This is a genomic window from Vibrio sp. 10N.247.311.12 (assembly GCF_041467515.1).
In the GTDB taxonomy this organism is placed as follows: domain Bacteria; phylum Pseudomonadota; class Gammaproteobacteria; order Enterobacterales; family Vibrionaceae; genus Vibrio; species Vibrio crassostreae_C.
Window position 1 is genome coordinate 38337 of sequence record NZ_JBFSUV010000033.1, and the last position, 22093, is coordinate 60429.

Consider the following 22093-nt stretch of genomic DNA (forward strand, 5'->3'; position numbering starts at 1 on the left):
TCGCGTCTTATGTTATTTGTATTGGATACTAAAAAGCCGCGGTCACTGCATTCAGTCACCACGGCTTCGTTATTACATTTTTAATCTAGAGTAGCTTATTTAGCTTGTGCTGCGGCTGCTTCTAGTTGCTTAAGTTTACCTTGAAGCATGTAAGCATTCTGGTTGAAGTTACCTGGGTTCAGTACTTGGCTATTCTGCATAGGGTAATCTGGTAGCGTCGTCATAAACTCTTGAACCTGATTTCCTACTGGAACGAATAACCACATGTTGTCTGCCATCCAGCGTAGGTACATACCAGACTCGTGCGGTGCTTTCTCGAATGGGTCAGCACGTAGGTGAACAACTTGAGGCCAGTTTGGTTGGAAACGAACTGCATCCACAATGTTACCATCCATCACAGCAAACGAAATCTTGAAGTCATTCCAACGTACTGCGTTTAGCTCAGCGTTAGCAGAGAAGTAAAGCATGCTGTCACGAGGGCCTTTCTCTTCTTTACCTTGGAAGTAAGGCAGGAAGTTGTAACCATCTAGGTGTACGCGCCAGTTTTTACCGTTGTAAGTTGCACCTTTGTCAGATGCTAGCTTCTCAACCACTTTATCATCACCAGCGGCTGCTAGTAGAGTAGGAATCCAGTCTTGGTGGCCCATGATATCGTTGATTTTAGTTCCAGGTTTGATAGTCCCAGGCCAGCGAACTAGCTGAGGCACACGCATACCACCTTCGTAAGTTGTACCTTTCTCACCGTGGAAGTAAGTTGCGCCGCCATCAGGCCAAGAAACCGTTTCAGCACCGTTATCGGTAGAGTAAATTACGATAGTGTTGTCAGCGATTTTTAGTTTATCCAGCTTGTCTAGAAGCACACCAACATGGTCATCATGCTCTAACATACCATCAGCATAAATACTGATACCTGACTTACCTTGGTATTTCTCTTGTAGGCGAGTCCACACGTGCATACGAGTGGTGTTGTGCCAGATGAAGAATGGTTTGTCAGCTTTTACCGCTTTTTCCATGAATGCTAGAGATTCTTCTAGGAACTCTTCATCCGCATGCTCCATACGCTTACGCGTCATTGGGCCAGTATCTTCAATCTTACCGTCAGCAGTAGACTTGATTACACCACGAGGGCCGTAGTTCTTACGGAACTCTGGGTCTTTAGGGTAGTAATATGTTTCTGGCTCTTCTTCGGCGTTTAGGTGGTACAGGTTACCGAAGAACTGGTCAAAACCGTGGTTCGTTGGAAGGTGTTTGTCTTGGTCACCCATGTGGTTCTTACCGAACTGAGCTGTCATGTAGCCTTGTTCTTTAAGAAGGTCTGCGATCGTTGGAGCCCAATCAGGGATACCGTGGTCCGAACCTGGCATGCCGATAGTCAATAGACCAGTACGGAAAGGTTCTTGACCTGTTAGGAATGCAGCACGACCAGCAGTACACGATTGTTGACCGTAGTGGTCAGTAAATAGTGCGCCTTCGTTAGCAATACGGTCGATGTTAGGTGTTTCGTAACCCATCATACCGTTGTTGTATGCACTGATGTTGAATACACCAATGTCATCACCCCAGATAGCAAGAATGTTTGGTTTTTCTGCTGCTGTTGCCGCTGAAGAAGCTGCTAATAAGCCAACACCTAATGCTAGTTTATTAATTTTAGTACCCATAAGGACTCCGATTCACTTTTAAGATTAATGCGTTAGAACAACGCATCGATGAGCAAATGTTATTCTCAAAATTCCGTTACGTCCTTTTATAGTGCTTATAACCAATCGTTATGATGCTTAGGTAACCTATTGATTAATATCAGCTCTAGTGGGTACGTAGAATAAAGCCTTAGTTTGTATGTGTGATCCTTATCATGTTTGTTGGCGTAAACCTTATCGATGATTTCTGTATCCGTATCTCAATAAAAATGACAAAAAGATTAATAGCTTAGGGAATCTCGCGCATGTGTAAAAAATGGACTATACGTTGTAGGGCAGGATGCAAATAACTTACGAAGAGGTTTCTATGACAGCGAAATATGGCGCTAAACGTCGATTAGCGATTTTGGGTACAGCGATGATGGCCGCGTCCAGCGCCACTTTTGCGGCTGAAAAGCCAAATATATTGGTTATTTGGGGGGACGATATTGGTCAATCCAATGTGAGTGCATACACCTTCGGTCTCATGGGTTACAAAACCCCGAATATTGATAGCATCGCGAAAGAAGGGATGATGTTTACGGACTATTACGCAGAGCAATCTTGTACTGCGGGTCGCTCTACCTTTATCACGGGACAAAGTGTATTACGAACGGGTTTGAGTAAAGTAGGTTTGCCGGGCGCAGACATTGGCTTACAAGCAGAAGACGCGACAATCGCAGAAATGCTGAAACCTATGGGTTACATGACAGGTCAATTTGGTAAAAACCACCTTGGCGATAAAGATGAATTCCTTCCAACAGCACACGGGTTTGACGAATTTTTTGGCAACCTTTACCACCTAAATGCTGAAGAAGAACCAGAGAATGAAGATTACCCAACCGATCCTGAGTTTCGTAAGAAATTTGGCCCTCGTGGTGTCATTAAGTCATTCGCTGATGGCAAGATTGAAGATACCGGTCCACTGACGCGTAAGCGTATGGAAACGGTTGATGAAGAAACACTAGACGCGGCACTTGATTTTATGGATCGCGCAGTGAAAGCGGACAAACCATTCTTCGTGTGGTGGAACGCGACACGTATGCACTTTAGAACGCACGTGAAAGCCGACAGTAAAGGCGTAACTGGTGTCGGTAACTACGCTGATGGTATGGTTGAGCACGATCGACACGTTGGGCAACTATTGAAGCAAGTGGATGAGTTGGGTATCAAAGACAACACGATTGTTTTCTACTCAACGGATAACGGCCCTCACATGAACTCTTGGCCTGATGCGGGTACAACCCCGTTCCGTGGTGAGAAAAACACCAACTGGGAAGGCGCATACCGTGTACCAGCAATGGTTCGTTGGCCTGGTAAGATTGAACCAGGAACCGTATCTAACGAAATTATGCACCATATGGACTGGATGCCAACCTTCGTTGCCGCCGCTGGTGATGACCAAATCAAAGAGAAACTACTCAAAGGTCATACTGCCGGTGATAAAACGTTTAAGGTTCACTTAGATGGTTACAACTTCCTTCCTTACCTAACGGGTGAAGAAGAGAAAGGCCGTCGTTCGGAGATCTTCTACTTTACCGATGATGGTGATTTAGCGGCGCTTCGTTACAACCAATGGAAAGCGGTGTTCATGGAGCAGCGTGCGACGGGTACCATGCAAATTTGGGCTGAACCGTTCGTGACGTTACGTCTTCCTAAGCTGTTTAACCTGCGTATGGACCCATACGAAAACGCAGACATTACATCGAATACATACTACGATTGGTTGTTAGACCATGCTTATATGTTCGTTCCAGCACAGGCGTATGTCGGCAAGTTCCTAGAAACCTTTGCTGAATACCCGCCACGCCAAAAAGCCGCGAGCTTTAGCTTGGATCAGGTAATGGAAAAACTTCAGGAATCTCATAACAAGTAAGTGATTGTTTGAGTGAAACTGAACAGATTGAAGAGCTCTTAGGAGCTCTTTTTTTATGCGCATACCGATGAGTAAATCCCGGTCGTGAATATGAGTCACAACTATCGAGCTCATTGCCACTAAATAATTGTAAATTCGTTGTTTTTACGTCTACCTTATTAAGCATAAGGATGTATAAAAACAAGGAATGTTATGTCTGCATGGTTGTGCTCACTGGTAAACGGATTGAAACACCAGCGAGTCGCAGTATTATCCGCAATCTTGTCTTCACTGATGTTGTCGCTGTTCAGTCTGAACGCCTATGCCAACGAGCAAGACCCTAATATCAACTCTGATATTTCAAAGGCCAGCTATGTCGGTTCGGAAGCATGTGTTGATTGTCATAGTGAAGAAGTCGCAGCGTGGGAGGGCTCTCATCATGATATGGCGATGAAGCACGCTACAGACGAATCTGTATTAGGCGATTTCAACGATCAAACATTCACTCATGACGGTAAACCCAACCGATTTTTCCGCAAGGGCGAAGAGTTCTGGGTCAATATTGAAGGGCAAGACGGCCACTTTAAAGATTACAAAATCAGCTATACCTTTGCCTTTGAACCACTACAACAATACATGGTTGAATTTGAAGACGGCCGTGTACAGTTGATTCCTTTCGCTTGGGATTCTCGCACTGAGGGCGAAGGCGGTCAACGCTGGTTTCACCTCTATCCTGATACCACCAACACCGATGAATTCTACTGGACCAATAGCGGTCAAAACTGGAACTTCATGTGTGCTGATTGCCATTCAACGAACCTAGAGAAAAACTACGACAGCGCGAGCAACACTTATAATACTACTTGGTCGGAGATCAATGTCGGTTGTGAAGCGTGTCATGGCCCTGCAAGCGTGCACGTTGAACAGGCCTTGTTAGCAAATAAACAGAAAGCCAAAGCTAACGGTGGAAAGGATGCTCCAGTCTCGGCGCATTATGGTTTTGACCGCGACTTGTCGAAGTCGGTCAAAGAGTGGATCTATCAAGAGGGTAATTCAACCCTGCAACCAAAAGACATCATCCATACCAATCAAGTTCAAACCTGTGCTCAATGCCACAGCCGTCGTACTCAGTTAAATGAAACGGGTGATCACGTTAACGGGTCTTTCTTTGATAAGTATCGCTTGAGCTTGATTACCCCAGAGCTTTACCACAACGATGGTCAAATCTACGATGAAGATTACGTTTACGGATCTTTCCTTCAATCCGTGATGGCTGAAAAAGGCGTCACATGTACTAACTGCCACGATCCTCATACCGCTGAACTAAAAATTGCGGAAGAAGCCGTGTGTAGCCAATGTCATATTGCATCAGAATACACGCCTGAAAAGCACACATTCCACGAAGCGAATACTGAAGCTTCACAATGCACGACTTGTCACATGCCAGAGACGACTTACATGGAGGTCGACCCAAGGCGTGACCACAGTTGGCATATCCCACGTCCTGATATTAGCCAACACATTAAAACGCCGAACGTGTGCACTAGCTGTCATGCAGATCAAACCGACCAGTGGGCAGATAAGCAAATCGGTGAGTGGTTCCCAGATTCTAAGTATCGTAATCAGCAGCACTTTGCCGTTGCCTTTTATGCTGACTCGATAGGGCACAGAGGTGCAGAGGATGCGTTGGCATACTCGGCTCAGGACTCTAGCTTAAGCAATATCATTCGTGCATCGAGCTTAGAACGTTTGGGCGGTAATACGGGTAAGAATACGCTTATTTCGCTGGCAAGAGCGGTGAAACATGATGATGAAATGATCCGTTTGGGTGTTGTACAAGGCTCGTCTGGTTTCCCATTCACTGACCGTTGGCAAATTCTAGAGCCGCTACTGAAAGACCCTGTATTGTCGATTCGTTCAGAAACCGCAGGCGCATTAGTGCGTTATTGGGGAGAAATGAACCCTCTGCAGAAAGACCAAATCAAGCCTGCATTAGAAGAGTACATTGAAATACAGCAATTTAATGCCGACAGAGGATTTGGACGTACTAACCTAGGCAACGTTTACCGAGATTTAGGCCAGCACGACAAAGCGATTGAGTTTTATCTAGGCGCTATCGAGATTGAGCCTTATTTCGAAAACAGCTACGCCAATTTAGCGGATTTGTATCGAGCGCAAGGTAACGAGGCAAAAGCGTTGTCGACCTTGAAGCAAGGTATTGAAGCTCAGCCTAAATCGAGTGTTTTGCCATACAGCACAGGATTGTCTCTGCTTCGTGTGAAAGATTACGAACAAGCAACGGACTACCTTAAACAAGCCGCTGAAACTGCGCAAACCGACCCTCAATATTGGTATGTGTACGGATTGGCTTTGGAAAAATCGGATGTGCTTGCGGCAAGTCAATCACTGCATAAGGCTTACCAATTTAGCCGCAACCCACAGCACCTGTATGCCCAGTGTGAAGTGTTGGCGCGAAACAGTCATATACCGGGCGTACCAAAGGCGTTTGAGCAATGTATTTCATCATTGAGCAAAGTGGCACCGCCGGAAGCCATTAACCAATTGAAAGCTAGGTTTAAATAAAGCGATGAGGTGAGCTTGGCTATCGAGCTTGCTGCTTATTCCGCTTGTAACCAATTATCGCGTTTATAACTGTTTATCATGTGTATAACTAATAGTTATGGGGCTTGTGAGTAGGATGTACGCAGCCAGATTGAATTAAGGGAAGACCTATGAACCATGCGCAACAAGCAATAAACCAACTGATTGAACAAACAGAGAAAAGTGTTATCGGTCAGAGCCACGTCGTTCGGGCTCTGGTGATAGGGTTATTGACTAATGGACATGTGCTTCTTGAGGGGCTTCCCGGTACTGCGAAAACTCGCTCAGTAAAATCGCTGGCGAATCTACTGAACACCAGTTTTGGTCGAATTCAGTTTACTCCTGACCTGCTGCCGTCAGATGTGACGGGTACGGAGGTGTATCAAGAGCTTGATGGCAAGCCGCAACTGCATTTCCAACCGGGTCCTATTTTCAACAGCATTGTTTTAGCCGATGAAGTGAACCGTGCGCCTGCAAAGGTACAAGCGGCTCTGCTTGAAGCTATGGCGGAAGGCACGATAACCGTGGGCGGCCAAACTCACATCCTTCCTGACTTGTTCATGGTATTGGCCACTCAAAACCCAGTTGAACAAGAAGGTACTTATCCGCTACCTGAGGCGCAAATGGACCGTTTCATTATGAAAGTGACGGTCGACTACCCAGAAGACGAAGCGGAACGTGACATCATTCGACTGGTGCGCAGTGAGGAGTTGGGTAGCGAAACCAGTTCAGAATTAGTCACTCCACAACATATTGAACCTGAGTTGGTACTTGAGGCACGCCGACAACTTCCAGACATTGCCGTTTCCGATTTAGTTGAGAACTACATTGTGGCCTTGGTCATGGCAACTCGTAAGCCAGAGCGTTACCCAGAATCAAACTTGTCTAAATGGATTGAGATTGGCTCAAGCCCGCGTGCTTCCATTGCGTTGGATAAATGTGCACGCGCTTATGCGTGGTTACAAGGGCGTGACCATGTCACGTTAGATGATGTGCGAGCGATGCTACCTACCGTATTAGGCCACAGATTCTCACTTTCTTATGATGCATTGGCCGATGGCGTTGACCATCAAAGAGTGGTTGAAGAACTGCTTGATAATGTTGAGATCGGATAATTAGGGGGCGTCATGGCGAAGCCAACACAAGCTCCCAAATCGCAAGGCCTTGATCCACGACTGTATTGTGATTATTCAAGGTTAGTGCGAATTCAGGCTCAAGCTGAGTCGTTTTCACTGTTACCTCATTTAAAAGCGGGCAGCGTACTTTCGGGCAGACATAACTCTTTGTTCCGTGGTCGTGGTTTGAACTTCGAAGAATTACGTCATTACCAATTGGGTGATGATATCCGTAATCTCGATTGGAAAGTTACGATGCGAACGGGTAAGCCTCATGTTCGTAGCTATACCGAAGAGAAAGACCGTAATGTGATGATCTGTGTCGATCAGCGCAGTTCGATGTTCTTTGCGTCTCAAAACACCATGAAATCTGTTGTGGCTGCCGAAGTGGCGGCATTGTGTGGATGTCGAGTGCTGAAAGATGGTGATCGTGTCGGCTTCGTTTTGGCCTCGCACCAAAAACTGTTTCATACCAAAGCTCAACGTTCTCAATCTGATTTGTTGGCTCAGCTAAAACATCTTACCAAGGCTAATCAAAGCTTAGGTGTCAGTGTGAGCGATAGCGAAGGTGTTGGATTTAGCCAGTGGATTGAACTGATAAAACGAATGAGATTAAAGCAATCGACCTTAATCTTTATTAGTGATTGGCGAGATTGCCAAGAGCAACATCTTGACCGACTAAAGCAACTGCAACAACACAACGACATCTTAGCCATTATGGTCACCGATCCATTAGAACAATCATTGCCTCAAGATCTGGCAAGCGCAAACTGGGTGGTGGGTGATGGTCGCTTTCAACTTAATCTGGATAGCCAATCTAAGGTTAACCTCGCAAGTAAAAGCCTTGCCCAAAAAGCGGCACTTCAGAAACTGTCCCTTGCTAAATTGATGGCGATGAAAAACCTCCCTTATATAGAATTAGACACGTCGGGCAATCACATATCACAGCTGCAGAAACTAGTGGGAGGGCGCTAAATGGCTGTTGAACATACGCCTCCAAGTACTTATATCCTTCGCGACCTACATGATGTCGCCATTCCTGACAGTGTGAGCTGGGCTCCTCAAACGATCGGCTGGAAGATCCTTGGCGTTATTCTGTTATTGGTCGCTATCTATCTGGCTTATCGCTTGGCGTTAAGGTGGTGGAATAACCGTTATCGCAAAGAAGCGCTTCAAGAACTCATGGTACTGGATGCAAGAGACAAGAACTCAACCGAACGAACCTTTAAAGTCCTCAAAGTGGTGCTTCGTTACCTAGACAGCAGTAATGCCAAGTTGTTTGGCCAAGCTTATGTGAACCGTTTGAACGCTTATCTGCCTGTTAGCGCCAACACGAGTGAAAACAGCAATGCGTTCTTTGCCGATGAAGTTTCGGAATTATGGATGCAAAGCCTAATTGACCCTAATGTGCGTTTGAGCTTTGAACAGCGTTTAGAGGTAATTCAAACCGCGATGATGTGGCTAAAACTTCACAAGCCGAATGTACAGGTAACGGTTGAGGGGCAAGACAATGTTTGATGTTTTATCTTCCAGCTTTGAATTTGCGCATCCGCTGTGGTTTATTGCGTTACCTCTGCCTTTGTTGGTCTACTTCGCTGTGCCAGCTTATCGAACCAAGCAAATGGCCATCAAGGTGCCATTTTTCAGTGAATTGGTTGAAGCGATTGGTGAAGCGCCGTCTGAAGGGGCAAGCCAGCTAACACCAAGCTGGTGGCAACGAACCACGTTGATTATTACTTGGGCATTAGTGGTGTGTGCGCTCGCTAAACCAACCATTCTTGGTGAGCCGCAAGTTCGCGAACAATTAGGTCGTGATGTGATGGTAGTGGTCGATTTATCTGGCTCAATGGCAGAACAAGACTTTACCTCTAAGCGGGGCGATAAAATATCTCGTTTGGACGCGACCAAAGAAGTGTTGGCTGATTTTGCGACTACCCGAAAAGGGGACCGACTCGGTTTGATTCTTTTTGGTGATGCAGCGTTTGTACAAACACCGTTTACAGCTGACCAAGATGTGTGGCTTGAACTGCTTAATCAAACCGATGTGGCGATGGCAGGACAAAGCACGCACTTAGGTGATGCAATTGGCTTGGCGATTAAGGTGTTTGAACAAAGCGAAAAGCAAAGTGCTGCGGTTCAAGATTCAAGTATTGATGCGAACGTGAAAGAGAAAGTTGTGATTGTGCTAACTGATGGCAATGACACCGGAAGCTTTGTTGAGCCTATCGATGCCGCAAAAGTTGCTAAGGCTAAGGGCGTTCGAATTCACGTTATTGCGATGGGCGATCCGCAAACCGTTGGTGAAGTGGCTCTGGATATGGAAACCATCAAGCGAGTGGCTCAAGAGTCTGGTGGCGAAGCCTTTGAGGCGCTTAACCGCGACGAACTGACCAAAGCCTACGCTCAAATCGGTGAACTAGAACCACAGTTATATGAAAGTACCACTTATCGTCCTAAACAGGGGCTGCACCATTACTTAATGGCGATTGTTGTTGTGATGTATCTGACTGCCTTTAGTCTGGCGACTTTACGTAGAAGGTCGCTTTTGGCTTCTAAAACTAAAAAATTGAAAGGAGAGGATGATGCCTGATTCTCTCACTCTGCAACAGTTCTTTACCCAGTTTCATTTTATCCGACCTTTGTGGTTGTTGGCCTTTATTCCGATGTTCTTCCTGCTATGGGTTCGTTGGAGAGAAGAGACCAAACCAACGTGGAAAGACATTCTACCTGCACACTTACGTGATGCATTGACGATTGGCGAAACAGGCTGGCGTAAGCAGCTGCCATTGAAGCTATTGGTGGTGATTGTAACTATCGCCATCATTATCTGTTCTGGCCCAACATGGCAGCGTGAGGCTTCGCCTTTTGGTGAAGACAAAGCGTCGATGTTGGTTGTGCTTGATAACAGTGAATCTATGCTCGCTAAAGACTTACCACCGAGTCGCTTGGAACGATCTAAGCAGAAGATTAGAGACTTATTAGCGGCTCGGAAAGGCGGTAATACGGGCTTAGTGGTTTACGCAGGCAGCGCACACGTCGCGATGCCCGTCACTCAAGACAGCAAGGTATTCGAACCGTTTCTAGCGGCTATCACACCCGATATCATGCCGGTATCAGGTAAGTCAGCAGAAGAAGCACTGCCATTGATTAATCAGCAACTGTCTGGTGAGTTAGGCTCTTCTGTACTGTTGGTATCAGATGGTGTAAACCCAAGCACCATTAGGGCGTACGAGAGTTTCTTTAACGACAATCCGTATCAGTTGCTCATTCTAGCCGCAGGAAACAGTAATGTGGTGAGCGATAACCCAGTCGACCTAGATTCACTGCGTAACTTAGCGAGTAAGACGGGTGGACGAGTGATTGAGGTGACCGTTGATGATTCGGATATCCAACAACTGAACAGAGCGGTTGAAAGAAACATGCAGCTCAACGGCGAATCTTCAATGCCTTGGAAAGACATGGGCTATGGTTTGCTCATTCCAATGGCGATCATCATGTTGTTGTGGTTCAGAAAAGGGTGGCTGGTGCAGTGGTGTGTCGTTGGTTTTATGATCACAAGCAGCATGTATTCACCAGACACTTTGGCGAAAACAGTCAACTTAACCGCTGAGAAACCAGTTGTGGTGGAGTCGGTTACGGCTTGGGACAAAACAGCTCAATGGTGGTGGGACTTATGGTTAACGCCCGACCAGCAAGGTCAACGCCTGTTGAATCAGAAAGAATACCTTGAAGCGGCAAAGCACTTTAAGGATCCCATGAGAAAGGGCGCAGCTTATTACTATGCTCGTGATTTTAAGTTAGCTCACAGTGCCTTTTTGCAAACCAAGACCGATTATGGTTTGTATAGCGCAGCCAGTGCTTTAGCTCGACAGCGAGAGTACCTTGCTGCTCGCGATCTACTCAAATCACTGAGTGAAAAGCCCGATCTGTCACCAGAACTGAAAGCCGATATAGAAAACAATTTGGCGGTTCTAAGCGGCATTGTTGAAGAGGTTAATCGCACCAGTGAAAGCCAAGCATCTTCTTCGGTATCTGATGGGCTTGAGGAGTCCATAGAATTAGCTGATGACCAGCCACGCACGGGGGACGGCGCAGAAGAACAAACGGTAGCCGAAGTTATGTTGAAGGAAACACTTAATGCCAATGAAATTTTGGGTAGCCAAGAGCTTGCCGATAAGTGGTTAAAACGAGTCGAAGCGGACCCTAAGTTCTTCTTAAAGTCCAAGTTCCAAATTCAATTAAGAGACCCTGCACCTTCCATCGAACAAGCGTCAAAACAGGAGCAAACCCAATGAGTCGATATCATTTAGCTCTTGAAGCCATTCAATCAAAGAGAGTGCGATTCAGAACCCATAAGTGGTTACTGTCGATGACTCTTATATTGAGTTGGTTTTCTCCTTCTGTTGCTTCTGCTGCCGATATCTTCGATCTCCAAAAAAGTGGTGACGTTGAGCTTATCGCTTGGGTAGGGGAAAAGCCAAAGTCAGGCGATAAGATAACGCCGACTAAAGTGAGCGTTAATGAGCAGGTAATTCTAAATATTGAGGTGGCGACGCCGCGCTGGTTAACAGGAGGGACTCGAATCGGCAGTATCGAAATCCCTAACGTGATCGCTAAGCAACGTAACCAACTCGCGACTAATTACACGGAACGGGTCAATGGCACTACATGGTCGCGTCAACGATGGGAAGTGATGCTCTATCCGATGACTTCTGGCGAGTTTGTTATTCCAACCGTGCCGGTTCGCGTTCAAGTTTCTGCTCCTGATGGTTCTAACGTTGGCGGCACGCTTTACACGCAGCCAATTAAGTTTGAAGCTTCGTTGCCTTCAGGTTTACTTGATAATGAATCGCCTTGGTTTTCTGCAACAGAAGTAGATACAGAGCAACAATGGCAACGCTCGAGTGAAAACTTAAAAGTAGGCGATGCCATTACTCGAACGGTAACCATCAAGGCCAAAGACAGTTTGTCTGTATTACTGCCGGATGTGTTGAACAATGAATCGACCCAGCAGTACCAAGCTTACCCGCAACCTAATCGTTTAGATGATACTCAAGATCGTGGTAACTACCGTTCCAGTCGAATTGAGGAGACGGTTTATGTTATTCAGCAGGGCGGTGAATTTACGTTGCCAGAGTTTTCATTTCAGTGGTGGGACAGCAGGAATCAACGCCTTGAAAACGTGGTGATAAAAGGCGAAGTGTTTGAAGCCAAACACACAGTCCAATCTTTCATCAAGGCCTACATGTCGGTGTTTATTAGTGTTGGTTTGGTGTTGTTAGTCTGCATTGCGTTGATTGTTTCGGTTAAGCGTTACTACGCAAACCGCCCAACACCGAGTTGGCTGGTACTACGTCGTTTAGTTAAGCAAGGTAATTGGGCTGCATTAAGAACCTTTATCTACCGTCAATTGCGAAACCAAACCTCTCAGTTAGAACTGAATAAAGTGCAACTGGATAAAGCGCAACATGGTAAATCAAATGGACAAAAGCGTTGGCTAGAAGATAGCGAAGCCCTTCAACAAGGATGTGAAGATAAAAACGTATTCACTCGTTTATGGAAAGGGTTACGTAACTTGCCCAGTGACACATCAAACTCAAGCAATTCTCGTTCAATTGCTGCTCGCTTGAAAATCCCTAAAGCCTTGCCAGACTTAAAAGATAGAACTAAGTAGCAAACTTTAGTCATTCGCATCGAACATAATCGACAGGTTCTCTACTATGGAGAACCTGTTTCTTTAATATGGAACTGTATGAAAAGTACCGAACTAAATCTAATTCCTATATTTGTCGCTATTTATGAAGAGCAGAACTTATCTAGAGCTGCTAATCGCATGGATATAAGCCAACCAGCAGTGAGTAAAGCACTTGCAAGGTTGAGAGATATCTATGATGAGCCACTGTTTCATCGCACCACATCAGGCGTAGAGCCAACCACATTCGCTATTGATATCTATCCTGCAATGGCCGCTGCACTTAAAAACTTTACTTCTACCTTATCCGCATCAAGAGACTTCGATCCTAAAACCTCAGGCCGCGTGTTTTCCATTGCCTGCGTCTCGGCGGCGAGCTACGAAATGATGCCAAAAGTCATGCGGTTAATCAGCCAAGTCGCACCAGGTATCGCGTTAGAGGTTCATCCTCTGTTTACCGAAGACTATGAGTCTGATTTAAGGCTGCAAAGACACGACGTGATTGTTGATATGACGCCTAAAGGAAGAACCATGCTTAAGTACGAGGTGATTTCTACAGAAGAGCTGGTCGTGGTGTGTAGTAGTGATCATCCTACGGTTGGCGATACCATCGATATGGAACAGTTCTTAGCACTCGAGCATGTGGTGGTCTCTAGGTGGCATGCGCGCAAAAGCTTATTAAGCTCTGAGCACTATAGTGACCTTGAGAAACGTAGAATCGTGTATCGCGCAGCGGGCGTTGTAGAGATGCTTCCTGTTATCGAAGGCTCTGAGTACATCGGAGTAATGCCTATTTCATCAGTGCGTTGTTTTGCTGAAAAGTACGCGGTAAAAACACTACCATTACCCTTCGAGTTGGAAGACCTCGATATGTGTATGATTTGGCATCCAAGCCGTACTAATGAACCAAGCCATAAGTGGTTACGAGCTAAGATCAAAGCGGCAGCAAAAGAGTTATCAAGTTAGCCTATACAAGGACATAGCCATGGACAGCATTCGCGTGATTTTAAACGGAAAGAAAGCCAATATCCCGGAATTAAGGCAAGCCATCTTTGCGGCGAGGGACAATGATATTGACCTGCAAGTTAGAGTGACTTGGGAATCGTCGGACATGTTTCGTTTGGTAAGCGAGGCAATATGCGACGGTGTTAAGCGTCTGATTGTTGTCGGTGGCGATGGAACGGTGAATGAAGCCGTTAACGCGCTCAACCTGTTCCGTGCCAGTGAAAGACCACAACTGGCGCTTGTCCCAATGGGCACTGCGAATGATTTTGCTACCGCAACGGGAATATCTAACGATATTTCGGGTGCTTTTGAACTAGCGGTGGAAGGCAAGGCGTTTGCGGTGGATAGCGTGCGTGCGAATGACCGCTATTTTATGAATGTCGCTGCGGCGGGTTTTGGTGCTGAAGTCACAGCTGAAATGCCAGTCGAGCTTAAAGATTTTCTCGGTGGCGGTGCGTATACACTAACAGGTGTGGTGAAAGCACTTGGCTTTAAGCCCTACAGTGGCACGTTGCCCATAGACAAAGGCAGCTTTACCGGCGAGATCCTTGTGGGTGCTTTTTGTAATGGTCGCTTAGCGGGTGGAGGACAAGAGTTAGCACCCAATGCATTGATTGATGATCGCTGTTTACCCAGTCGGGTATCGAGCTATCACGCGCCACCATGGCAAGGTGGGTTATCCAAGTCAGTGAGAAGTTCGCCCCGCTGTATGCGGCCTTGAAGGAGAACCTACTTCAACAAGTGGTGGTTCAGGCGGATGAAACGCCGCTCAATGTGCTCAAAGAAGAGAAGCAGTGTTATATGTGGCTTTACTGCTCAGGCGCTGACTCGCCCGAAGCGGCACTGCCGAATGTGAAAAAATCGCCTTGTACGACTATCAAAACAGTCGCGCGAGGGTGTGCCCCGTGGACTTTTTAGGTGACTACAACGGTTATCTACAAACCGATGGCTACACGGCTTATCATGGTCTGCATCACGTCACTAATGTGGGGTGCTTAACGCAAGTTCATGGACGCGAAGAAGCTTCAAGGGGAAGGTAAATCGGGCAAGGCTGATAAAGCGCTGGCTAACCCCCCAAAGCTCTGCGGGATAGAATCACGCTTAAAAGGTGCGCCTGCCGAAGAACGCAAAGCAGAGCGTTAAGCGTATGCCAAGCCGATACTGGATGAGCTTTACCAATGGATGACAACCCAGAAGGTGATAGGCTCTAGCCCACTAGGCAAAGCAATAAAGTACAAGCTCGGGTAATGGCCTAAACTCATTCGTTATATCGACGATGGTCACTTATCTATCGATAATAATCGCGCTGAACGCGCAATTAAACCGCTGGTTATTGGCAGGGAAAATTGGCTATTCTCCAACACACCAAACGGTGCTGAGGCGAGCGCGATGCTTTACAGTATCGTCGAGACTGCAAAAGCCAACGGTCTTATCCTCTAAGACTACATGGTCAAGTGCATGAAAGAGCTCGCGAAAGCAGAGCCTGATATCGACGCACTTCTACCTTGGACCTCTTCGGGTCAAGTCAAAACAGACCTCAACAATATTGGCTTTGGCCTCGAAACTTACGTTTGGTGCTAACTATGCCATCGGACTCTAATAACATATTTGGGTTCTTTGATGAGTTTGAAGCTTCAGAAGGAGAGTTACAGCAACCCCCTATAGAGCTATTTCAAGAACCCGTTGAAATTTTATCAACCCTAGATAGTCAGCCAAAGAAGGTACAACAAGAAGTCTTTGTGATAAATAAAAAGCGACATCCACTCACGGTAGTGAATATATGTAGGATCACGTCCTGCATAAGCGATTTATTCAAATTTAAAGAGTGAATTAATATCGCACCATAAAGAAAAAATACTTCAAATACTCCAGAAATGAGCATGGCTGAGCATAGGGATTCTCAGGTTTGATGATACCAATATCAGGTCAGATGGCCGAACACATTTATGGGTACAACCATGAATTTAACGCATCGCTCACTCATGGTTATCGCTATCACTGTTGCTCTTTCTGCGTGGGGTAGTGATGAAACCAGCTCACGTCCTATTAAGCCAGAACCGCTTCAGACATTACCAACAGAGCAGGTTTCAGTATCCATCGGGGACGCGACTCTTTTCGCAAATAGAGAGTCTGTTGTGATCAATACCTTAGCAGGTGACGAGCAACGCGTATCCATTGAAGCGTTTAAAGGAATCACTTACGCCGATCAACAACGTTTTCAGCACAGTCACTCCGTCAATTAGAACACAATGCTGATAGCGCTATAGATGCGACACAATTTGGCGCCGTGTGCCCACAGCTTAAAATAACCCAGCAAGAGCAATCTGAAGATTGCTTGAATCTTAATATTTGGCGTCCTTCGGAGATCAATGGTTCAGAGTCATTACCCGTGTATGTCTTTATTCATGGTGGGGACTTTGAATATGGCGCAGGTTCTGATACCGACATTAACGGTGATACCGTCGTGGCTAAAAGATAACATTCGATATACGGGTGGCGTTGGCGCTGGAAAGGCGAACCTCGATATTTTCAAAGAGTTCAGTATAGGTGCGTCGTACAACAAAACGATTCAATTCGGCACAAAAACCTCGGGAGTCGCTGCGCTTCAGCAGCTCCAGTTTCGAGTGGCAAACACACCATTGATGCTGGGTGTGAAACAGATTATTGGCCAGAGCTCGGTAGAGTTTGAGACCAGTAATGAAGATGTGAATAACGCTATCAATGGCGTTATTCAATATTTTATGGGCGAAAGCTCGGTGACCTCTGGGCTGGGTGTTGTCGCGGAATACGATAATGCGATTGATAATCGTTGGACCGTTTCTGCGTTTTATGGCCTGGATAAAGCGACAGTAGAGGGCAGTCTGTCAGACGATGAAAGTGTCGATGCGTATGGTGCTGGATTTCGCTATCAGATAGCTTGCCGATATGGGTTACACATGGGGGTAGACCTCGCTTTTAGTGACGTTGACAGCGCGTTTTATATAACGGTTGGCAGTGGATTCTAATGATGGAAAGGTGGGTGTTAGTCAATCGATTGATTTTTCTACATGCAGCATAGTTTTCATAGCAATCATGAACTAATATTCTTTTACAACAAACATAACAGGTATCAATATGAAAAATTACGACCCAAATGAATTGGACGCTACGCAAGTATTACTTGATGGTGTCGATACAGATAAACGTTCGACTTTGACTAAGTTAGCGGTTGGGGCTGCGGCACTGCCTTTTGCCTCTGTTTTACATGCAGCCCCTGAAAAACTGGTTGGCCAAAACATCAAACTGATGCCTAACGAGAAAGGGCCATTTGATATCGTTATCGAAAATGGCCGTGTTGTTGATCCTGAAACTGGACTCGACGCAATTCGTCACGTCGGTATTAAAGGTAAGCGTATTGCTGCAATCTCAGACAAAAAGCTGCAAGGCAAAACAATCATCGATGCTGAAGGTCTCGTGGTTGCACCTGGCTTTATCGATATGCACGCTCACGGACAACAACTTCCTGCTGCCCGTGCTCAAGCATTCGATGGCGTAACCACCGCTCTTGAGATGGAATCTGGTCTATTCCCAATCGGAACGTACTACGATATTACTGCTGCTGAAGGTCGCCCGATTAATTACGGCGCTTCTGTAGCATGGACTTACGCTCGTATTCAAGCAAAAGAACCTACGATGCCTGCTCCTGATGGTACGATTGTTTGGTTCCAGAAAGCTTTTTCTAAAAACAATTGGCAAAATACCCTAGCAACCCCAGATGAATTAAAACAAATTCTGGGCTCGGTTGAGCAAGGTCTTAAAGAGGGGGGCTTAGGCATTGGTATTAACGCGGGTTACGCACCAGGTTATGGCCACAAAGAGTACTATGATCTTGCTAAACTAGCAAAACGCTATGAAGTACCAACTTACACTCACGTTCGTTACCTAAACAGCGCAGAGCCAAAATCAAGCTTTGAAGCATACCAAGAACTCATTAGCCTGTCGGCGACAACGGGTGCACACATGCACATTTGTCACCTCAACAGCACGTCAGTACAAGATATCGAAGATTGTGCCGATTTAGTTCAATCCGCCATTGATCAAGGTTTAGCCGTTACTACTGAAGCTTATCCTTATGGTGCTGGCTCTTCCGTTATTGGCGCAGAAGTTTTCCGTGGTGACGATTGGTTACAACGTTGGGGTGTACCAAGCGCTAGCTACATGGAAGCGAATGGTAAAGCACTAAACCAAGAAAAAGTCACTGAACTACAAGCATCAGCGCCCGGTACCGTGGTTGTCATGCACTTCTTAAAACCCGATGAGAACAAAGAAGATCGCGCTAAAATGGACCGTTCAGTATTGTTCCCAGGTGCAGCTATCGCTTCAGATGCAATGCCTTGGATGGATGATAAAGGCGTATTAATTGAAGGTGATGTATGGCCACTTCCAAGCAACGCAATAGCTCACCCTCGCTCACTTGCTTGTTTCTCTCGTTTTATTGAAAAATATGTCGAGGAATACAAAGCGGTAACACTAGTAGAAGCGATGGAAAGAACTAGCTTAAACGCATGTCGTATTCTTGAGGATGCTGTGCCACAAATGGCAAATAAAGGTCGTATTCAAGTAGGTAAAGATGCTGATTTAGCTATTTTCAAACTTGATGAAGTAAAAGCCGTTGCAACATTTGATAAACCAAATGCCCTTTCTACAGGCATGAAATACGTACTTGTAAACGGGACACCTATCATTGAAGCTGGTGAAATGTTGTTAGATTCAAACCCAGGTGAAGCGGTTCGCAACAAAGTTACTGGCTAAGTTATCCTGACTTAAAAGGTTGGGCATTAGCTCAACCTTTTTTATTGCTTACCGAGTAAATATAGACAACGAAAATCGAAAGAGAGCATGCTATGAGCAAGAAGCCTATTCCAGTAACAATTTTAGCCGGATTTTTAGGAGCAGGGAAAACGACCCTACTAAACCATATATTAACCAATGCAAATGGAATGCGCATGGCTGTGATCGTCAATGATTTTGGATCAATCAATGTTGATGCGGAGTTAGTTAAATCTGAAAGTGAAAATATGATCAGCCTAGAGAATGGCTGTATCTGTTGTAACCTTGCAGAAGGACTAGTCGTTTCGGTAATGCGTTTACTCGCATTAGAGGAACGCCCAGACCATATTATTGTTGAAACTTCAGGTATCGCAGAACCCAAAGAAGTGGCACTTCAATTTGAAGATCCGGAACTGCAAGCACACGCACCTTTAAATGCAATCGTGACGACGATCGATGCGGAAAACATTTTAGGGCTAGAAGGCCCAATGGAGACGTTGTCGAAGCAGCAAATTCAAGTGGCTGACATTGTTCTGGTTAATAAAGTTGACCTAGTCGATGCTGATAAACTAGAGCAAGTCAAAGCATGGTGCCGAGTACAAGCTCCGTTTGCTAAATTGATTGATATTTCATTCGGCGAAGTGGATTTACCTATCTTATTTGATGCCCCTGAAAGTACGCGCTTTGTCACTAACAAAATAGCGGCTGATCAAAAGGAATGCCAGCACCATGATTGTCATGATGAGCACTGTCATCACGTGAACCATGATTTCGAAACATTCAGCTTTGAAACTGATCAACCGCTTAATCTACAAAGTTTGTATCCTCTACTGCAACAGTTTTCAATTGATGCTTATCGCATGAAAGGTATTTTAAATTTAACCGATCGTCCTGATCATCGCTGTGTATTTCAGTGCACGGGTCAGCGAGCCAATGTGACGGTTGGAGATGCATGGGAAGATGATGAATCTCGTTCGTCACGGTTAGTCTTCATTGGACCTAAAGGTGGCCTTGATAAAGAGAGTATGCGTAAAAAACTGAACGCACTGGTGGCGTAGTTAGAACGGAAATGGAGTAGATGGCAAGCCTATCAACCTAGCGCTTGCCTATACCTAGCTTACCTCTGCCTACTTTGCATTGACTCATCCTAAGCATCCTTATCTTATTGAATTATTGGCTAATTTCGATTCTATTCGGTTTTTCCAAATCCATATTGCTCATTCCCCTCGCCATCTGAAACAAAATAGTCTTATCGATTTTCGAGACTCTGTTCATCAGTACCTTCTCAGAATCGTTTAACGTCAAAAAGCAGATAAAGACTCAATCGTGGGTTATTGGGGCGTGTTGATCAGCGATTGTTAGCTCGATGGTTAGTCCTCAATGATGGAATCAAAATGACGACTAAATATAGAATAAACCATGATTTGTCCCGCCATAATCGCGCCAAACATCAGCAAGGCGGACAGACCAATATTCGGAATGGGTAAAATGGAGGTCGCAAAGAAGGACTCACTTGCTCCGACAATGATTCGACTACCGGGGACAAGAATGATGATCCCTTGAATAATGTATATGAGTGGTGGAACGTGACGCAATTTTCCCATCCCCAACCCGTAAAGCGTAATGAGTATTGTGCTTACCCATGTACCTACAACCCAATCGGAAGTAAACCAATGTGGCCCCCACATGCCAATTGCCGCGACAGGAAGGCCTAAGAGAATTTCTGTCATACTTGCGTTGAAAATAAGGCCAATAGCGACAGAAATCCCGATCAGTGCGGTGACATGAAGAACGAATGGGATTTCATCAATAAATACCGGTACCGATAATGGTTGATTGATTATGTTGGCTAAGCCTAACCCCATAACAATGCCGATGAATATTTTCATTACTATGAGTGCGCTTTGTGCAAGCAGTTCGATACCTGACCGAAAGTCATTGAGAGCAAGACTGGCTAAGCCGTTGGTGACGGTTAACCCAGGAATAAAAAGGACAATGGAAGAAATGCACAGTGCCAATGTTGGTAAGCCGGGAACCTGTGCCGCTATCATACCGGTTAAAAAACTGGCTACTAAGGCGACAAAGAACTCGACAAGAATGCTTCTTGGCCCAGTCAGGAAAATTTGTGCTAGCCAGGCTATAGCGCCCAGAATAATGGATAAACCGACCGCCAGATAAGTACTGCCAACTAACATTAAATAACATGGCGGAAGCAATAAATTGGCAAAGCACAAGGTACGATTCGAGTAGGTTTCTGAACCTTCGTAATGGGAATGAGTCGAAAACCCTTTAAGCGTTGCGACTAAATCACGTAAGTTAACCGAGGGTGGTTTTTTGTTTTCCATCACGACTTTTTGCGTGGGTTGCTCAAAAATAGTGATGACTTTTGTCGGGGTCACATCAATAGAGACATCAATGTTCTGGCGTTTTGCATAAGCTTGAGTGTATTGAGCTACCGAGTAAGGCGCACAACCAGATTGATGTAATCGGTCCGAAAAGCTCAAAATTTCTTGCTGGCATTGTTCGATGTGATTTGTTTGTTTCATTCTGTTTGTTTCTCAATAACCAAGGCGATATATGTTTGAGGGGCATTCTAATTCAATAGTATCCTCATTCAAGCGTAACCAATAGTCGTGTATAGAGGACGGGCCCCTACAAACGAACAAGGCAATGGTTAAAAAGATAGGATTCATTGAATGAGAGGTTATCAGTTTATCGTTGAGGTAAATCAGTCATTGTTGAAGCTGCAACCTCAAAAATAGATCCGCTCACGCAGCTATTTGAAGGCGTAAAACTCCAAATCCATGAGGTGATTGATTTAACTCTGAGGCTTTTAGAAAAGCTCGGTAATGAGTAAAGGAAACTAATATTTAGGAAATGGAAGCCTAAATAAGATTGATGATGAGCGTTAGAATCACAACTAGAATGGAACCGACATAAGCAATTTCAATAATGTTTGAATCAATCCAGTTGCAGTATGCTTGAATTGCTAAACTCAGTTTGTTTTTCATAATGGCCTTTGGAAAATTAACCGAAATCTACTGTAAATAATAGCTTATTATGAGTGAGCTTTGATGACGGTTTCAAAGGTTCCTTAGCGCTAACAGTGTGATTGCGGCGCTCACGTATTAACAATATCGTCCCGTGGGTTCATGGGGCGGATACAGTCGATAAGGTTTAAGAGCAGAAAATTGGGCTAAAAAAGAGCCGCTTATTTGTGGTTCATCGCGGCTTTCCAAGAAGTAGTCGGTATCTCGATACCCATACCCCATTCGCTTGATTAGTTTTATCTTGTTGTTTATCCCTTCTAGGGTGCAGGTGTTTAGCGGATAACTTGCCG

The 22093-nt window shown here is 45.4% G+C and carries 18 protein-coding genes and 1 pseudogene; 16 read left to right on the forward strand and 3 right to left on the reverse strand.

Features of this window, described 5'->3' with window-relative positions; all coding sequences use genetic code 11:
* Window positions 1-95 precede the first annotated feature (95 nt).
* Window positions 96-1658: an arylsulfatase gene (locus AB6E30_RS15085; RefSeq protein WP_372104175.1), complete on the reverse strand. Its 1563-nt coding sequence runs from the start codon at window positions 1656-1658 to the stop codon at window positions 96-98.
* A gap of 346 nt (window positions 1659-2004) precedes the next feature.
* Between AB6E30_RS15085 and AB6E30_RS15090 the strand changes: the two genes are divergently transcribed.
* From AB6E30_RS15090 to AB6E30_RS15165, 16 genes and pseudogenes are all read left to right on the forward strand, one after another.
* Complete coding sequence (locus AB6E30_RS15090) at window positions 2005-3552, forward strand: arylsulfatase (RefSeq protein ID WP_017060009.1); 1548 nt, start codon at window positions 2005-2007, stop codon at window positions 3550-3552.
* Between the two features lie 192 nt (window positions 3553-3744).
* Window positions 3745-6114: a tetratricopeptide repeat protein gene (locus AB6E30_RS15095; RefSeq protein ID WP_372104177.1), complete on the forward strand. Its 2370-nt coding sequence runs from the start codon at window positions 3745-3747 to the stop codon at window positions 6112-6114.
* A gap of 149 nt (window positions 6115-6263) precedes the next feature.
* Entirely contained in the window at window positions 6264-7247 is a 984-nt protein-coding gene (locus tag AB6E30_RS15100; RefSeq protein WP_017060007.1) for a MoxR family ATPase, read from the forward strand.
* 12 nt (window positions 7248-7259) lie between these two features.
* Window positions 7260-8222, forward strand: coding sequence for a DUF58 domain-containing protein (locus AB6E30_RS15105; RefSeq protein WP_372104180.1), 963 nt, complete (start codon window positions 7260-7262; stop codon window positions 8220-8222).
* Entirely contained in the window at window positions 8223-8765 is a 543-nt protein-coding gene (locus tag AB6E30_RS15110) for a DUF4381 domain-containing protein (protein ID WP_017066901.1), read from the forward strand.
* Window positions 8758-9837, forward strand: a complete 1080-nt coding sequence (locus AB6E30_RS15115; protein WP_372104183.1) for a VWA domain-containing protein — start codon at window positions 8758-8760, stop codon at window positions 9835-9837. The genes AB6E30_RS15110 and AB6E30_RS15115 overlap by 8 nt, the downstream gene beginning before the upstream one ends.
* The gene (locus tag AB6E30_RS15120; protein ID WP_372104185.1) at window positions 9830-11542 is read left to right on the forward strand and encodes a VWA domain-containing protein; all 1713 of its coding nucleotides are present in this window, start codon (window positions 9830-9832) and stop codon (window positions 11540-11542) included. The genes AB6E30_RS15115 and AB6E30_RS15120 overlap by 8 nt, the downstream gene beginning before the upstream one ends.
* Complete coding sequence (locus tag AB6E30_RS15125) at window positions 11539-12921, forward strand: BatD family protein (protein WP_372104188.1); 1383 nt, start codon at window positions 11539-11541, stop codon at window positions 12919-12921. The genes AB6E30_RS15120 and AB6E30_RS15125 overlap by 4 nt, the downstream gene beginning before the upstream one ends.
* A gap of 78 nt (window positions 12922-12999) precedes the next feature.
* Window positions 13000-13905 (forward strand): LysR family transcriptional regulator, encoded by a 906-nt coding sequence (locus AB6E30_RS15130; RefSeq protein ID WP_372083682.1) that lies wholly within the window; start codon window positions 13000-13002, stop codon window positions 13903-13905.
* Between the two features lie 19 nt (window positions 13906-13924).
* A complete protein-coding gene (locus tag AB6E30_RS15135) occupies window positions 13925-14665 on the forward strand; it encodes a YegS/Rv2252/BmrU family lipid kinase (RefSeq protein WP_372104191.1) in 741 nt (246 codons plus the stop codon).
* Window positions 14566-15525 (forward strand): annotated as a pseudogene (gene tnpC / locus AB6E30_RS15140) (IS66 family transposase); the annotation flags it as partial. The gene AB6E30_RS15135 and the pseudogene tnpC, both read left to right, overlap by 100 nt.
* 377 nt (window positions 15526-15902) lie before the next feature.
* A complete protein-coding gene (locus AB6E30_RS15145; protein WP_017062010.1) occupies window positions 15903-16187 on the forward strand; it encodes a hypothetical protein in 285 nt (94 codons plus the stop codon).
* Window positions 16188-16231: 44 nt separating this feature from the next.
* On the forward strand, window positions 16232-16423 hold the full coding sequence (locus tag AB6E30_RS15150) for a carboxylesterase family protein (protein WP_372104194.1): 192 nt from the start codon (window positions 16232-16234) through the stop codon (window positions 16421-16423).
* Window positions 16368-16949 (forward strand): hypothetical protein, encoded by a 582-nt coding sequence (locus AB6E30_RS15155; protein WP_372104197.1) that lies wholly within the window; start codon window positions 16368-16370, stop codon window positions 16947-16949. The genes AB6E30_RS15150 and AB6E30_RS15155 overlap by 56 nt, the downstream gene beginning before the upstream one ends.
* A 109-nt stretch (window positions 16950-17058) precedes the next feature.
* Window positions 17059-18735 (forward strand): amidohydrolase family protein, encoded by a 1677-nt coding sequence (locus tag AB6E30_RS15160; protein ID WP_102319826.1) that lies wholly within the window; start codon window positions 17059-17061, stop codon window positions 18733-18735.
* A 92-nt stretch (window positions 18736-18827) separates the two neighbouring features.
* Entirely contained in the window at window positions 18828-19811 is a 984-nt protein-coding gene (locus AB6E30_RS15165) for a GTP-binding protein (protein WP_065584640.1), read from the forward strand.
* A gap of 312 nt (window positions 19812-20123) precedes the next feature.
* Here the strand turns inward: AB6E30_RS15165 and AB6E30_RS15170 are convergent, their stop codons facing one another.
* Window positions 20124-21299 carry a threonine/serine exporter family protein gene (locus AB6E30_RS15170; protein WP_017064690.1) on the reverse strand — a complete coding sequence of 392 codons (1176 nt, stop codon included), beginning with the start codon at window positions 21297-21299 and terminating at the stop codon, window positions 20124-20126.
* Window positions 21300-21881: 582 nt separating this feature from the next.
* Window positions 21882-22093, reverse strand: a 212-nt coding sequence (locus tag AB6E30_RS15175; protein WP_372104199.1) for a transposase, incomplete at its 5' end; no start/stop codon positions are given.

Bases quoted from the DNA above. Each gene is read 5' to 3' on its own strand.
- AB6E30_RS15085 (WP_372104175.1), bottom strand. From the start codon at position 1,658: ATGGGTACTAAAATTAATAAACTAGCATTAGGTGTTGGCTTATTAGCA.
- AB6E30_RS15090 (WP_017060009.1), top strand. From the start codon at position 2,005: ATGACAGCGAAATATGGCGCTAAACGTCGATTAGCGATTTTGGGTACA.
- AB6E30_RS15095 (WP_372104177.1), top strand. From the start codon at position 3,745: ATGTCTGCATGGTTGTGCTCACTGGTAAACGGATTGAAACACCAGCGA.
- AB6E30_RS15100 (WP_017060007.1), top strand. From the start codon at position 6,264: ATGAACCATGCGCAACAAGCAATAAACCAACTGATTGAACAAACAGAG.
- AB6E30_RS15105 (WP_372104180.1), top strand. From the start codon at position 7,260: ATGGCGAAGCCAACACAAGCTCCCAAATCGCAAGGCCTTGATCCACGA.
- AB6E30_RS15110 (WP_017066901.1), top strand. From the start codon at position 8,223: ATGGCTGTTGAACATACGCCTCCAAGTACTTATATCCTTCGCGACCTA.
- AB6E30_RS15115 (WP_372104183.1), top strand. From the start codon at position 8,758: ATGTTTGATGTTTTATCTTCCAGCTTTGAATTTGCGCATCCGCTGTGG.
- AB6E30_RS15120 (WP_372104185.1), top strand. From the start codon at position 9,830: ATGCCTGATTCTCTCACTCTGCAACAGTTCTTTACCCAGTTTCATTTT.
- AB6E30_RS15125 (WP_372104188.1), top strand. From the start codon at position 11,539: ATGAGTCGATATCATTTAGCTCTTGAAGCCATTCAATCAAAGAGAGTG.
- AB6E30_RS15130 (WP_372083682.1), top strand. From the start codon at position 13,000: ATGAAAAGTACCGAACTAAATCTAATTCCTATATTTGTCGCTATTTAT.
- AB6E30_RS15135 (WP_372104191.1), top strand. From the start codon at position 13,925: ATGGACAGCATTCGCGTGATTTTAAACGGAAAGAAAGCCAATATCCCG.
- AB6E30_RS15145 (WP_017062010.1), top strand. From the start codon at position 15,903: ATGAATTTAACGCATCGCTCACTCATGGTTATCGCTATCACTGTTGCT.
- AB6E30_RS15155 (WP_372104197.1), top strand. From the start codon at position 16,368: ATGGCGCAGGTTCTGATACCGACATTAACGGTGATACCGTCGTGGCTA.
- AB6E30_RS15160 (WP_102319826.1), top strand. From the start codon at position 17,059: ATGAAAAATTACGACCCAAATGAATTGGACGCTACGCAAGTATTACTT.
- AB6E30_RS15165 (WP_065584640.1), top strand. From the start codon at position 18,828: ATGAGCAAGAAGCCTATTCCAGTAACAATTTTAGCCGGATTTTTAGGA.
- AB6E30_RS15170 (WP_017064690.1), bottom strand. From the start codon at position 21,299: ATGAAACAAACAAATCACATCGAACAATGCCAGCAAGAAATTTTGAGC.